The sequence below is a fragment of the Methylobacterium sp. NPDC080182 genome (assembly GCF_050281105.1).
Classification (GTDB): domain Bacteria; phylum Pseudomonadota; class Alphaproteobacteria; order Rhizobiales; family Beijerinckiaceae; genus Methylobacterium.
Genome location: NZ_JBNNWO010000001.1, coordinates 299858 through 314277, shown reverse-complemented (window position 1 = coordinate 314277; position 14420 = coordinate 299858). Strand labels below are relative to the sequence as shown.

Below are 14420 nucleotides of genomic sequence, written 5' to 3'. Positions count from 1 at the left end.
TCACGTGCGGAACGCTCCTTGCGTGGGCCGGCGGACCGGGTAGATGCGGGCAGACCGGAGCCGGGACCGACCGATGCAGCACGAGCCGAGCCGCGAGCCCGAGGAACTGGAGGCGCACCTCCTCGGACTGATCGAGGCCGCCCGGGATCAGGCCCGGGAGGACCCGTTCCGCAACCCCGTCCTGGCGGTGACCCTGGCGATCACCCGGCGCTTCGACCGGAACGAGATCTCGACGGGCGACCTGGACGGCCTGTTCGTGCGCCTGCGTGCCGCAGCGCTGGCGGCGCGGGCGGAACGGCTGCGGGCCTATGTCGGGCTCGATGCCGGGCCGGAGGATCCGCAGGCGGCGATCCCCGCGCGGCTCGTGGCGGCGGCACCCGACCGGCCGGACGGCGTCGAGGCCTTCGCGGCCCTGATCCACCGCACCGCCTTCGCGGTGGTGTTCACGGCCCACCCCACCTTCGGCATGCCGCGGGCCGTCGCGAGCCTCCTCGCCGAGGCCGCGAGCCTGCCCGACGCCAGGGACCGCGCCGGGCTGGTCGCGCGCGCGGCGGCCCTGTCGACCCGGCCGGACGCGCCGATCACCCTGGATGTCGAGTTCGAGCAGGCCTGCGCGGCGGCCAATAACGGCCGGCTCGCCCTCGACGCCTTCAACGGCGCCCTGCTCGACGCCGCCCGCGCCCGCTGGCCCGACCGCTGGACCGAGCTGACGCCCCGCCCCTTCGCCATCGCCAGCTGGGTCGGCTGCGACACCGACGGGCGCACCGATATCGGCTGGTGGGACACCCTGCGCTACCGGCTGATCTCGAAGCGCATGCAGTTCGACCGGGTGATGCGCGACCTGCCCGAGATCCCCGCCTGCCGCGAGGTCCGGGCCCTCGCGGAGAACGCCCTGGCGGCCGTGAACCGCCAGCTCACCGTGGCGCCGCGCCTCGGCGACCAGCCGTCCCTGGAGGCGGTGCACCGCTTCGCCCTGGCCCTCATCATCGAGCGGGAGCGCGCCCAGACCGATGCCGGCGTCCTCGTCGCCGCGCTGACCAAGGCCCTGGAGGCCGCCGACGACGCGGCCGACCAGCGCCGGATCGCCGTCCTGCGCGCGGGCGTCGCGACGCACGGCCTGTCGAACGCCCTGCCGCATTTCCGGCTGAACGCCAGCCAGATCCACAACGCGGTGCGGCGGGTGATCGACCTGGAGGGCGAGCCCACCGACGCGGCCCGGCGCCGCTCGCACCTCGCGACGATCCACACGCTGCTGAACGACGTCCGCCCGGTGGCGGTCGATTTCGGGGCGCTCGCGGCCGAGCGGGCCTCGGCCGCGCGGCTGATGATGACGATCGCCCAGATCCTCAAGCACGTGGACGGCACCCATCCGGTGCGCTTCCTCATCGCCGAGACCGAGACCGGCTACACCCTGCTCGCCGCCCTCTGGCTCGCGCGCCACTACGGCATCGCCGACAAGCTCGAGATCACGCCGCTGTTCGAGACGGCGAGCGCGCTGGAGCAGGGCATCCGGGTGCTCGACGACGCCCTGCGCAACCCGCACTGGCGGCAGTACCTGAAGCGCATCGGCCGCCTCACCGTGCAGTTCGGCTACTCCGATTCGGGCCGCTACGTCGGCCAGCTCGCGGCGACCTTCTGGATCGAGCGGCTGCGGCTGCGCATCACCGAGATGCTGGTCCAGAACGGCCTGTCCGACGTCGAGCTCGCGATCTTCGACACGCACGGCGAGTCGATCGGGCGCGGCGCGCATCCGACCTCCCTGCGCGACCGCCTCGCCTACCTCGCCCCGGAGGATGCCCGGGACCGGGCCCGCAAGGCCGGCATCCGGGTCCGGCTCGAATCGAGCTTCCAGGGCACCGACGGCTACCTGCTGTACGGCACCGAGGCGCTGGCGCGCGCCAGCGTCGCCCGCATCGCCGAGCACGTCTACGCGCTCGACGTGACGGAGGAGGATTCGTTCCCGGACTACGCCCTGAACGACCGGCCGAAGGCCTCCGACGGCAAGGTCGACCCGATCTACGCCGAGCCGGATTTCGCCCTCGAATTCTTCACCGCAGCCCGCCAGGACATGGAGTCGCTGGTCGACGACCCGGGCTACGCGGCGCTCCTCGGCACCTTCGGCCCGAGCCTGATCGACCGGACCGGGTCGCGCCCGGTGGCGCGCCAGACCGACAATGGCGGCCCGGCGCGGATCACCCATCCGCGCCAGATGCGGGCGATCCCCAACAACGCGATCCTGCACCAGCTCGGCTTCCTGGCGAACTCCCTCCACGGGATCGGCCGGGCGGCCCAGCGCGGCCCCGACCTGTTCCGCGACATGCGGCGCGATTCGGTACGCTTCTCCCGGGCCTTCCGGCTGGTCCAGCACGCCGCCTCAGTCGGCGACCTCGACGTGCTGCGGGCCTATATCGACACCCTGGACCCGGCCGTGTGGCTGGAGCGGGCGCGGCGCACCCAGAAGGATTTCCGCCGGGACGAGCTGGTGGTGATCTCCGGGGCGCTGGAGCGCCTCGACCTCGCCCCCGCGCTGCGGAACCTGTTCGGACGCCTGACCCGGGACTGGCTCGCCCTGAGCGCTGCCGCCCCGGACCTGCCCGCCATGTCGGCCCGGCTGACGCTGCTCCACGCCCTGCGCCTCGCGCTGATCCACCGGATCTGGTTCCTGGCGGTGCACATCCCGGGCTTCCGGCCGCAGGCGGGCATCTCCCGCGAGCAGCTGCTGGAGCGCTTCCTGCGGCTGGACATCGACGGCTGCCTGAAGCTCCTCGACGCGATCTTCCCGGTCACGCCGGACCCGACGCTGGGCCTGAACTTCGGCGAGCCGGCCGGCCCGCGCGACGTCGGCACCTACGAGGCGGAGCACGCCAACCTGTTCCAGCCGATCCGCCGGATGTTCGATCAGGTGCGGGAGATCTCGGGGATGATCCAGCACGAGGTCGGGGCGTTCGGGTAGGCGCGGTCCTCAGGCCGCCTCCACCCGCAGGACCGTGCCGCCGATCCCGGTGACGCGCACCCGGCGACCGGCGGGCAGGTCGGGCCCCTCGACCCGCCACAGCGTGTCGTCGAAGCGGATCCGGCCCGCGCCCCGCACGATCGGCTCGTCGAGCACGCCCTCGCGCCCGATCAGGCCGCGGTCGGCGCGGTTCAGGTCCGGCCCGGCCCGCCTGCCGCGGTGCTGGAGGCGCGCCGCGAGCGCCACCAGGGCGACGGCGAGACCGGCGAACAGCAGGGTCTGGCCCTGCCAGGGCATGGGCAGCGCCGCGGCCGCGAGGCCGGTCGCGACGGCGGCGAGGCCGAGCCAGATCAGGAACACGCCGGGCAGCAGGATCTCGGCACCGGCGAGCACGAGGCCGGCGATGACCCAGCTCCAGGCCGCCCCGAGGGCCCCGAGGGTTCCGGCGAGGGAATCGAGCGTCACCGGCGTCAGGCCCGCGGCGCCGCGACGTTCGGCGGGGTCCCGGTGCGCCGGGGCGCGGCGCCGCCGTCGCCGAAGACCGAGCGGGTGAGCTCGCCGATGCCGCCGAGCGTGCCGGCCAGGGCCGCCGCCTCGATCGGCACCACCACGACCCGCTGGTTCGGCGCGGTGGCGATCGCCCGCACCGCGTCGACGTACTTCTCGGCCACGAGGAAGTTCGCCGCCGCGATGTCGCCCTCGGCGATCGCCCGGCTGACCATCCCGGTCGCCGCCGCCTCGGCCTCGGCCGAGCGCTCCCGCGCCTCCGCGTCGCGGAACGCGGCCTCGCGCCGGCCCTCCGCCTCCAGGATCGCCGACTGCTTGCGCCCCTCGGCCCGCAGGATCTCGGCGGCGCGCTGCCCCTCCGCCTCCAGGATCGAGGCGCGCTTCTCGCGCTCGGCCTTCATCTGCCGGGCCATCGCCCCGGCGAGGTCGGCCGGGAGCACGATGTCCTTGATCTCGATCCGGTTGATCTTGACGCCCCAGGGCGAGGCCGCCGCGTCCATCACCCGGAGCAGGCGCTCGTTGATCTCGTCGCGGTGGGCGAGGAGCTGGTCGAGATCCATCGAGCCGACCACGGTGCGGATGTTGGTCATGGTCAGGGTCGTGGCCGCGAGGTCGAGGCTCGAGACCTCGTAGGAGGCGCGCGCCGCGTCGAGCACTTGGTAGAACACCACCGCGTCGATGGTGACGCCGGCATTGTCGCGGGTGAAGGCCTGCTGGCTCGGCACGTCGATGACCTGCTCCATCACGTTGACCTTGCGGCCGATCCGCTCGACGAAGGGCGTGATCAGGCCCAGGCCGGCGTCGAGGCTGCGGGCGTAGCGGCCGAAGCGCTCCACCGTGTAGACGTGGCCCTGGGGCACGATCTTCACGCCCGCGGCCAGGGTGATGATCGCCAGCACCGCCAAGCCCACGGCGAACACGCTCAGCCCCAACGGAAGCCCCATCGACACCCCTCCCCTGACGGCGCCACGGCCGGCGCGGCCGCGCAGCCTAACAGGCCGATCGGGGCTCCGCGACCGCGTGTCCGCGGGGCAGCCCGGAGGCGTGCCGCGCCGCGGCGTGAACGGTCACCCGCGGATGTCGATCATCAATGGTTCAGGCCGCCGCGCTTAGGAAGCCGGCAAGCGTCGCGTTCGTCGTCGCTCGGACCCCGTCAACGCAACGCTTGTTGAAGAAATATTCGGCATGATCCCCGCCACCCTCGCTGCGGAAAGAAGTCCTTTCGCGCCGCTGCGGGCGGCAGAAATCCCCACCCAACCGGACTCGGTGCGCGCGTGAAGATCGCTGTCCTCGCACATCTGAAATACCCGATCGGCCAGCCCTACGCCGGCGGCCTGGAGATGCACACGCATCTCCTGACCGTCGCGCTGAAGCGGCACGGGCACGACGTCACGCTGTTCGCGAGCCGCGGGTCCGACCCGGCGCTCGACCCGGTCATGCTCTGCGATCCGACCGGGGACGCGCTCCTCGACCCGGAGCGGGAGGAGGCGATCGACCGGGAGGAGGAGGACGCCTACCGGCGCATGATGGAGATGGTCGCGGCCGGAGGCTTCGATCTCGTCCACAACAACGCGCTGCACGCCCTGCCGCTGCGCGAGAGCGCCCGGCTCGGCCTACCCTGGGTCACCGTGCTGCACACGCCGCCCTTCGACTCCCTGGTCGGCGGCGTCGTCCAGGCCGACCCCGACATGGCCTTCCTGGCGGTGTCCCCGTCGCTGGCGCAGGAATGGGCGCATCTCGTGCCCGGCGCCCAGGTGGTCGACAACGGCGTGGACCTCTCGACCTTCGCGTTCTCACACGCTGCCGACGATACGCCCTTCGCCTTCTGGTCGGGCCGGATCGTGCCCGAGAAGGGGCTGCACCTCGCGATCGACGCGGCCCGCGCCGCCGGGCTACCGCTGACCTTCGCGGGTCCCAAGCTCAATCCCGGCTACTGGGCCGCCGAGATCGCCCCGCGTCTCGGGCCGGACCTGACGCATCTCGGCCATCTCTCCCACCGGGACCTCGCCCATCATCTCGGCCGGGCCCGCGTGGCGATCGTCTCGCCCCGCTGGGAGGAGCCCTTCGGCCTCGTCGTGGCAGAGGCCCTGGCCTGCGGCACGCCGGTCGCCGCCTTCCGGCGCGGCGCCATGCCCGACATCCTGGACGCGTCCTGCGGCCGCCTCGCCCGCCCGGACGACCCGCAGGATCTCTCGGTAGCGATCCGGGAGGCCGCCGGCCTGTCGCGCCGGGCCTGCCGCGACCGCGCCGAGGCGCTCTACGACGCCGCCGCCATGACCGGGCGCTATCTGGAGGCCTACGACGCCGTGATCGCGCGCTGCGCCGAGCGGGCACGGCCGGCCCTGCGCGTCGCCGGAGGACGCGGCTGAACGGCGCGGATCCGCGCGCCGCAATCCGCACCCGAGCCCGGAGCCCGGCGGCATGACGGGCCGCCCCTGACCTCCGCGGCGCACGAGGGTGCCACGGGAGACCTGCCATGACCACCGACGCCGACCATCCGGCCCCACCGCCCTGCGTCGTCTGCATCCCCGCCCGGAACGAGGCCGAGCGCCTGCCGCGCCTGCTCGCCTCCCTGGCCGCGCAGAACGGCGTCTCGGCGCGGGCGCCCCTGCGCGTCGTGGTGCTGGCCAACAACTGCACGGACGGGACCGTCCAGGCGGTGCGGGACGTCGAGGCCTCGGGCATCCTCGCGACCCTGAGCCTCCGGCTGATCGCGGTCGAGCTCGGCGGCGCGGACGCCCATGTCGGCACGGCGCGGCGCATGGCGCTCGATGCCGGTGCCGAGTGGCTGGAGGCGGACGGTGAGCCGGACGGCATCCTCCTGACCACCGACGCGGATGCCCGCCTGCCGGCCGAGTGGGTCGCGGCCAACCTCCGCGCGCTGGAGGCCGCCGACATCGTCGGTGGCCGGCTGGTGATCGACGACGACGGCACGCCGGACCCCGCCCTGACGGACCTGCACGCGCGCATCGAGCGCTACTGGTCCGGCGTCCGGCGCCTGGAGGATCTGCTCGACCCGCCGCCCTACGATCCCGCCCCCCGTCACGGCGACCATACCGGCGCGAGCCTCGCCGTTCCCGCGATCCTGTACCGGGCGGTCGGCGGGCTGCCGGCGCTGCCCTGCGGCGAGGACAACGCCCTCGTCGGGCTGCTGCGCGCCAACGGCGCGCGCCTGCGCCACTGCCCGGACGTGCAGGTTCTGGTCTCGTCCCGCCACCAGGGGCGGGTCTCGGGCGGCATGGCCACCGAGATGCTGCGCCGGACCCGCGTCCTCGACGGGGAGGCCTACCTGCTGCCGGAGGCCGCGCACTGGCAGGCGCTGATCCTGCGCCGCGCGGCCCTGCGCCGGGCCTTCCACCTCGACCCGCAGGCCCGCGCCGCGGCCTGCGCACGGCTCGGTCTCGACGCCGACGACCTCGCCGCCGTCGGGGCCTGCCCGAACGACATCGCCTTCGTGGAGCGGGCCGACCGGATCCTCGAGTCGCGCAGCCCGCCGGCGCGGGACTGCGCCCTCGACCAGGCGGTCGCCGATCTCGACGCCCTCGCGTCGTCCCTGAGGGACGCCGCGTGACCCGCGGCATCGGCTGGTACGTCCATCACCAGGGCGCCGGCCATCTCCAGCGGGCCCGGGCCGTCGCCGGTGCCCTGGACCGGCCCTGCACGATACTCGGAACCCTCGCCGAATTCGACACGTCCGGCCTCGACATCGTCGACCTGCCCGACGACCGCCCCCTCGGCAACGGAGCCTTCGACGGCCGGGACGGCGCGACCGGGCGGCCCGAGGCCCTGCACTACGCGCCGCTCAACCATCCGGGGGTCCGCGCGCGGATGGCGCGCATCGCCGCCTGGGCGGAGCGGGCCGAGCCGGCCCTCCTGGTCGTCGACGTCTCGGTGGAGGTGGCGCTCCTGGCGCGCCTCCTGTCGGTGCCTACCCTGGTGGTGCGGCTCGCGGGGACGCGGACCGACCGGCCGCATCTAGAGGCCTTCCGCGGCGCGACGCGGCTGCTCGCCCCCTTCCCCGCGGCACTCGACGGCGCGGCCGTGCCGGACTGGGTCCGGGCCAAGACGCTCTACGCGGGCTTCCTGGGCGCGCCGGCGCAGGCCCCGATCGAGGCGGGACGCGAGATCGTGGTCGTGTTCGGCCGCGGCGGCGCGGGGGGCGACCTCGGGGATCTCGCCGCGGCCGCGCGGGCGGTGCCGGACCGGCCGTGGCACGTGTTGGGACCGGTATCAGGCTCGGGCGCCGTCCCCGGCAACCTGCACCTGCACGGCTGGGTCCCGGACGTCGAGGCGCGGGTCGCCCAGGCGGCTTTGCTGGTGGGCGGCGGCGGCGACGGCGTGGTCGCCCTGGCGGCCGCGCAGCGGAAGCGCTTCGTCTGCCTCCCGGAGGAGCGTGCCTACGGGGAGCAGACCGAGAAGGCCGAGGCTCTGGCCCGGCTCGGGGCCGCGATCGTTTATCCCGGCTGGCCCGCGGCCGCGGCGTGGCCTGGCCTCATCGCGGCGGCCCTCGCCATCGATCCATCGGTGATCGGCGGCCTGCACGACCCGGACGCGGTCCAGACCTGCGCCGCGACGATCCAGACCCTGATCGCGGATCTCTGAACGGCCGGGCCGCGACGGAGCGGGCGGTCGCCGCGCCGGCGCGGGTGCCTCAGTCCGCACTCATATCCGGACTCATGTCCGGACTCAGGAGATCAGGTCGAGCTTCGCGGCCTCGATCCCGTCGGCGCGGATCGTGTCCGGCAGGGACGAGAAGTCGCGATAGCCCGCCTCGCGCGCCATGGCGTCGAGGGCCGTCTGCTCGTCGTCGGCCGCCCCCGTCCAGAGCACCGCGCCGCTCTTCGTCTGCCTAATCTGGAAAATGCTCATCGACCCCTCCCCGGTCCCGAGAAGACCATCGGCCTATTAACGTCGCTATTCGTGGCTGGTTGCAGGTTGAGCGCCGTGAACGGCCGCGCTCCGGCCGCCCCGATCACCTGCGGCGCGAGGCCCGGCGACGGCCCCGCCGGATGGCGCTATGCTCGACCTCCGGTGGAGTGGCTCGCCATGAAAACGCCGACCTGCCCAGCGAGGGAGAGGCAATACCAGTCCAGCGCCGCTTGCGAGGCCCCCGTCGTGAACTCCGTCCGTTGGCGCGCGCCCCGCCTCAGTCTCCTGTGCGGGCTCGCGATCCTCGCCGGGGCGCCGGCCAGGGCCGTCGAGACCGCCGCCGTTCCCGACGCGGCCGCCATTGCGCCCGCCGTCACCGTGGTCCCGGCCGAGAACCGCGAGATCGTCGAGCGGGCCGTCGTTACCGGCACGCTGGTCCCGCGCGACGAGATCCTCGTCTCCCCCGAGGTCGAGGGCCTGCGCATCACCGATCTCCTCGTCGAGGAGGGCGACCGCGTCACCAAGGGACAGGTTCTCGCCAAGCTGTCGCTGGAGATGATCGTCACCCAGGAGGCGTCGAACGCCGCGGCCATCGCCCGGGCCGAGGCGGCGATCGTCCAGGCCCTGAGCCAGATCGTCCAGGCGGAGGCGGCCAACGTCGAAGCCAAGCAGTCGCTGGAGCGGGCCCAGGCGCTCGCCAAGACCGGGAACGCCACCGCGGCCGTGCTGGAGCAGCGCGTCTCGGCGGCGCAGGGGGCGGAAGGGCGCCTCGCCGCCGCCAGGGGCGGCCTGCAATCGGCCCAGGCCGACCTCGCCACCGCCCGGGCGGCCGGCGCCGAGATCGCCCTGCGGCGTGCCCGCACCGATATCCGGGCGCCGGAGGCCGGCATCGTCAATCGCCGCACCGCCCGGATCGGCGCCACAGCCACCGCGGTGGGCGAGCCGCTGTTCCGGCTGATCGCCCGGGGCGAGATCGAGTTGGAAGGCGAGGTGCCGGAGACGTCGCTGGCGCGCATCCACGTCGGCAACCCGGCGAGCCTCGACCTCGACGACGGCCGCCGCCTCGCCGGCAAGGTGCGCCGGGTCTACCCAGAGGTCGACCGGGCCACGCGGCTCGGCAAGGTGCGCATCCGCCTCGGCGACGATCCGGCCCTGCGCATCGGCGCCTTCGCGCGCGGCAACGTCGAGATCGCGCGCCGCACCGGCGTGGCCGTGCCGGTTTCCAGCCTGCTCTACGCGGCCGACGGCCGCGCCAGCGTGCTCGTGGTGAAGGACGGGCGCGTCGAGGCGCGGTCCGTGACCGCGGGGCTCTCCGCCGACGGCTTCACGGAACTCCGCTCCGGCGTGGCGGCCGGCGAGAGCGTCGTGGCCCGCGCCGGAAGCTTCCTGCGCGACGGCGACCGGGTGCGCGCCGTGCCGGCTCCGACCGGCACGCCGATCGCCGACGCGGCCCCGCGGTAGGACGAGACGAAGGATCCGGCCATGCGCCTCAACGTCTCCGCCTGGGCGATCCGCAGGCCCCTGCCCTCGGTGGTCCTGTTCCTGGTCCTGATGATCCTCGGGCTGGTGAGCTTCCGCGCGCTGCCGATCACCCGGTTCCCCAACATCGACATCCCGATCGTCTCGGTGACGATCACCCAGTCGGGCGCCGCGCCCGCCGAACTCCAGACCCAGGTCACCAAGTGGGTCGAGGATTCGGTCGCCGGCGTGAAGGGCGTCAAGCACATCCTCTCGACGATCACGGAGGGCACCTCCACCACCACGATCGAGTTCCGCCTGGAGGTGAACCAGGATCGGGCGACCAACGACGTCAAAGACGCGATCGCCAAGATCCGCCAGAACCTGCCGCGGACGATCGACGAGCCGATCGTCTCGCGCGTGGAGATCGCCGGCCTGCCGATCATGGTCTACGGCGCCTCAGCGCCCGCCATGACGCCCGAGGACCTGTCGTGGTTCGTGGACGACGTCGTCGCCCGGGGCCTCCAGAGCGTGAAGGGCGTCGGCGGCGTCGAGCGCCTCGGCGGCGTCGCCCGCGAGATCCGCGTCACCCTGAAGCCCGACCGCCTGCTGGCGCTGGGCATCACCGCCGCGGACGTGAACCGGCAGCTGCGCCTGACCTCGGCCGACATGGCCGGCGGCCGGGCCGAGGTCGGCGGCCAGGAGCAGTCCATCCGGGCGCTGGCCGCCTCGGCGAGTCTCGAGACGCTCGCCAAGACCTCCATCGTGGTGCCGGGCAACCGCAAGGTCCGCCTCGACGAGCTCGCGACCCTGTCGGACACCGCCGAGGAGCCCCGCACCTTCGCGCGCTTCAACGGCGAGCCGGTGGTCGCGTTCGCGATCTCCCGCGCCAGCGGCGCCAGCGACGCCGACGTGTCGGTGGGCGTCGCCAAGAAGATCGCGGCGCTCCACGCGGCCAATCCCAACGTGCGGTTCGACCTGATCGACACCAGCGTCGTCAACACGATCGGCAACTACCACTCGGCCATGATGGGCCTGATCGAGGGGGCCCTCCTCGCCGTCGTGGTGGTCCTGCTGTTCCTCCGGGACTGGCGCGCGACCCTGATCGCCGCGGTGGCGCTGCCCCTCTCGGTGCTGCCGACCTTCTGGGTGATGAGCGCCCTGGGCTTCTCGCTCAACGCCGTCAGCCTGCTGGCGATCACGCTCGTCACCGGCATCCTGGTGGACGACGCGATCGTGGAGATCGAGAACATCGTCCGGCACATGCGGATGGGGAAATCGCCCTACCGCGCGTCCCTCGAGGCCGCCGACGAGATCGGCCTCGCGGTCATCGCCATCACGGCGACGATCATCGCGATCTTCTCGCCGGTGTCGTTCATGGGCGGCATCGCCGGCCAGTACTTCAAGCAGTTCGGCCTGACCATCGCGGCCGCGGTGTTCATGTCGCTGCTCGTGGCGCGCCTGATCACGCCGCTGCTCGCCGCCTACTTCCTGCGCGACCACGGGCCGGACCACGAGCGGGACGGCGTCGTCATGCGCGGCTACACCCGCCTCGTGGCGTGGTCGGTCCGGCACAAGTTCATCACGCTGGTGCTCGGCCTCGCGTGCTTCGCCGGTTCCATCGCCTCCACGGGCCTGCTGCCCGCGGGCTTCCTGCCGGCCGAGGACCAGGCCCGCACCCTGTTCGTGGTGGAGCTGCCGCCGGGCGCCCGGCTCCAGGACACGGTCCGGGTCACCGACCGCATCGAGGAGAAGATCCGCGCGCTGCCCGAGGTGAAGAGCGTGTTCGTGGACGGCGGCCGTCAGCTGCCGGCCAAGAAGGAGGTGCGGCTCGCGAGCCTCACCATCAACCTCACGCCGAAGAACAGCCGCGACAAGACGCAGAAGCAGATCGACGCCGAGGTCGCGGCGATCCTCCGGGAGGAGCCGGACCTGCGCTTCTGGGCCCTGCGCGAGGGCGGCCAGCGCGACCTCGCGCTGATCATCGCCGGCCCCGACAAGGCCGTGGTGGCCGAGACGGCGGCCAAGCTCCAGCGCGAGGCCCAGCAGGTCCCGCACCTCGTCAATGTCATGTCGACCGCACCCCTCGACCGGACCGAGGTCCGGATCCGGCCGAAGCCCGCCGTGGCGGCCGATCTCGGCGTCAGCACCGACACCATCGCCGAGACCGTGCGGGTCGGGACGATCGGCGACATCGGCATGAACCTCGCCAAGTTCAACGCCACCGACCGCCAGATCCCGATCCGCGTGCAGCTCCCCGAGAGCGTGCGCGGCCGGCTATCCGACCTCGAGACCCTGAAGGTGCCGGTGAAGGGCGGGACGGCCGTCCCGCTCGCGACCGTGGCCGACATCAGCCTCGGCCAGGGCCCGACCGGCATCGACCGCTACGACCGCGCCGTGCGCGTCGCGCTCGAGGGCGACATGCAGGGCACCGACGCGCTCGCCGCGCTGATCAGCCAGGTCATGAACCTGCCCACCGCCAAGAACCTGCCCCCCGGGGTGACGATCAGCCAGACCGGCGACGCCGAGGTAATGGGCGAGGTCTTCGAGGGCTTCGCGCTGGCCATGGGCGCCGGCCTGATGATGGTCTTCGGCGTGCTGATCCTGCTGTTCGGCAACTTCCTGCAGCCGCTGACCATCCTGTTCTCGCTGCCGCTATCCATCGGCGGCGCGATCCTGGCGCTGCTGATCTGCCACATGCCGATCTCGATGCCGGTGGTGATCGGCATCCTGATGCTGATGGGCGTCGTGACCAAGAACGCCATCATGCTGGTGGACTTCGCCGTCGAGCAGATCCGCGCCGGCGTCGACCGGAACGTCGCGATCGTCGATGCCGGCCGCAAGCGCGCCCGGCCGATCGTGATGACCACCATCGCCATGGCGGCCGGCATGGTCCCCTCCGCGATGGCCTACGGGATCGGCGGCGAGTTCCGCTCGCCCATGGCGGTGGCGGTGATCGGCGGCCTGATCGTCTCGACGGTGCTGTCGCTCGTCTTCGTGCCGGCGATCTTCGTGCTGATGGACGACCTGTCCCGCCTGCTGACGCGGCTGTTCGGCCGCTTCATCGGCGAGCGCGACGATCCGGAGGATGCCCCCGTCTTCGATCCGGCCCATCCGGCCAATGACGGGCACCCGCCGCCGCCGCGGATCGCCGCGGAGTAGAGCGGGTCGGCGCGGAGAGCGGGTGCCGGATCGGCGGCGCGGATTGCGTCGCGGATTGCGTCGCGCGCCGCGATGGGCTGTGACTCGGCCCCGCCGAATCAACGGAGACGAGCGAGACGATGTCGGGTGGTCACGGGGCGGTCGAGGGGTCGAACAAGCGCGTGGCGCTGCTGATCTCGGTGCTGGCGCTGTTCCTCGCGTTCAGCGAGACACTGGGCAAAGCGTCCCAGACGGATTCGATCGGCGCCAACGTCGAGGCCGCGAACCAGTGGGCCTATTTCCAGGCCCGCACGATCCGCGCGACGGTGCTCAAGACCGCCGACGAGGCCCTGGCGCTGGTGCCCCCGGGGCCGAACCAGGAGGCCATCGCCGCCAAGCGCGCCGAGTGGTCGAAGACGCTGGCGCGCTGGGATTCGGAGCCGTCGACCGGCGAGGGCCGCAAGGAGCTGTCCGAGAAGGCCCGCGCCTCGGAGGGCCGGCGCGACCTCGCGCTGCTGCGCTACCACCACTACGAGCTGGCCTCGGCGGCCTTCCAGATCGGGATCGTGCTGGCCTCGGCCGAGGTCATCACCGGGATCAGCCTCCTGGTCTTCGCCGGCGGCTTCCTGGGCCTCGCCGGGGCGGCGCTGCTCGGCTTCGGCTACCTCGCGCCGCACGCCCTGCCGTTCTTCCACTGAGCGGCCCCGGCCGCCGGCAGCGACGTAACGCCACCCCCGATCCCGATCGATCGAGCACAAGCGTCGCCGGGCTGGACGCGCGGTCCGGAAGCTGATCGTCTCGGCGCATTCCAGGGGGGAATGATGTCGGAACACTCAGAAGACCAGGGACGCCTGACGAAGGTCGCCAGCGCGATCTTCCTGCACACCGAGCACGCGATCTACGCGGCGCTCGGCATCCTGCTGGCGCTCACGGCCCTCGTGGCGCTGATCGAGGCCGCCGGCATGACCTGGGAGGCGATGCGGGCGCTGGGCGGCGCGCAGCAGATCCTGGAGGTGATCGACCGGCTCCTCTTCCTGCTGATGCTGATCGAGATCCTGCACACGGTCCGGGTCTCGATGCGGTCGGGGACGCTGACCTGCGAGCCGTTCCTGATCGTCGGGCTGATCGCCTCGATCCGGCGGGTTCTGGTGATCACCCTGCAATCGTCGGAGATCATGCACGCCAAGGACTGGTCGCCGGAGAAGCAGGCGCTGTTCCAGGCCTCGATGATCGAGCTCGGCGTGCTAGCGGGGCTGATCCTCACGATGGTGTTCGCGATCTTCCTGCTGCACCGCGCCCGCGACGACGGCAAGCCGGCCGGCGAGGAGAAGCCCGAGCACGTGTCCTGAGATCCGCGCGCCTTCGCGGCGTTCACGAAGGACCTGCATTGATCCGTACGCCTGACGGTGTCCGGATTGCCCTGACCGTCCTTGCGAGCGCAGCGAAGCAATCCAGTTGCGCCACGCCGACCGAGGTAACGCTGCACTGGGTC

Annotated in this window: 11 protein-coding genes; 8 read left to right on the top strand and 3 right to left on the bottom strand. The window is 72.8% G+C overall.

What is annotated here, in order from left to right; translation table 11 throughout:
• The first annotated feature begins 73 nt into the window (after positions 1–73).
• Entirely contained in the window at positions 74–2953 is a 2880-nt protein-coding gene (locus tag ACQKQD_RS01565) for a phosphoenolpyruvate carboxylase (protein ID WP_427507303.1), read from the top strand.
• A 9-nt stretch (positions 2954–2962) separates the two neighbouring features.
• Here the strand turns inward: ACQKQD_RS01565 and ACQKQD_RS01560 are convergent, their stop codons facing one another.
• A complete protein-coding gene (locus ACQKQD_RS01560) occupies positions 2963–3418 on the bottom strand; it encodes an NfeD family protein (protein ID WP_056531510.1) in 456 nt (151 codons plus the stop codon).
• Positions 3419–3423: 5 nt separating this feature from the next.
• Positions 3424–4404, bottom strand: coding sequence for an SPFH domain-containing protein (locus tag ACQKQD_RS01555; protein WP_427507302.1), 981 nt, complete (start codon positions 4402–4404; stop codon positions 3424–3426).
• A 330-nt stretch (positions 4405–4734) separates the two neighbouring features.
• Between ACQKQD_RS01555 and ACQKQD_RS01550 the strand changes: the two genes are divergently transcribed.
• The 3 genes from ACQKQD_RS01550 (at position 4735) to ACQKQD_RS01540 (ending at position 8062) form a co-directional block, all read left to right on the top strand.
• Positions 4735–5829, top strand: coding sequence for a glycosyltransferase family 4 protein (locus ACQKQD_RS01550; protein WP_020090784.1), 1095 nt, complete (start codon positions 4735–4737; stop codon positions 5827–5829).
• Between the two features lie 107 nt (positions 5830–5936).
• Positions 5937–7031, top strand: coding sequence for a glycosyltransferase (locus tag ACQKQD_RS01545; protein ID WP_427507301.1), 1095 nt, complete (start codon positions 5937–5939; stop codon positions 7029–7031).
• Positions 7028–8062 (top strand): glycosyltransferase, encoded by a 1035-nt coding sequence (locus ACQKQD_RS01540; protein WP_427507300.1) that lies wholly within the window; start codon positions 7028–7030, stop codon positions 8060–8062. The genes ACQKQD_RS01545 and ACQKQD_RS01540 overlap by 4 nt, the downstream gene beginning before the upstream one ends.
• A gap of 84 nt (positions 8063–8146) precedes the next feature.
• Here the strand turns inward: ACQKQD_RS01540 and ACQKQD_RS01535 are convergent, their stop codons facing one another.
• On the bottom strand, positions 8147–8329 hold the full coding sequence (locus ACQKQD_RS01535) for a hypothetical protein (protein WP_020090787.1): 183 nt from the start codon (positions 8327–8329) through the stop codon (positions 8147–8149).
• Between the two features lie 177 nt (positions 8330–8506).
• Here ACQKQD_RS01535 and ACQKQD_RS01530 point away from each other — a divergent pair, with 177 nt between their 5' ends.
• The 4 genes from ACQKQD_RS01530 (at position 8507) to ACQKQD_RS01515 (ending at position 14277) form a co-directional block, all read left to right on the top strand.
• Positions 8507–9790 (top strand): efflux RND transporter periplasmic adaptor subunit, encoded by a 1284-nt coding sequence (locus ACQKQD_RS01530; protein ID WP_427507299.1) that lies wholly within the window; start codon positions 8507–8509, stop codon positions 9788–9790.
• Positions 9791–9811: 21 nt separating this feature from the next.
• On the top strand, positions 9812–12949 hold the full coding sequence (locus ACQKQD_RS01525; RefSeq protein ID WP_427507298.1) for an efflux RND transporter permease subunit: 3138 nt from the start codon (positions 9812–9814) through the stop codon (positions 12947–12949).
• Positions 12950–13068: 119 nt separating this feature from the next.
• Positions 13069–13626: a DUF4337 domain-containing protein gene (locus ACQKQD_RS01520; protein WP_020090790.1), complete on the top strand. Its 558-nt coding sequence runs from the start codon at positions 13069–13071 to the stop codon at positions 13624–13626.
• A gap of 123 nt (positions 13627–13749) precedes the next feature.
• Positions 13750–14277 (top strand): phosphate-starvation-inducible PsiE family protein, encoded by a 528-nt coding sequence (locus tag ACQKQD_RS01515; protein WP_043712027.1) that lies wholly within the window; start codon positions 13750–13752, stop codon positions 14275–14277.
• Positions 14278–14420: the final 143 nt, after the last annotated feature.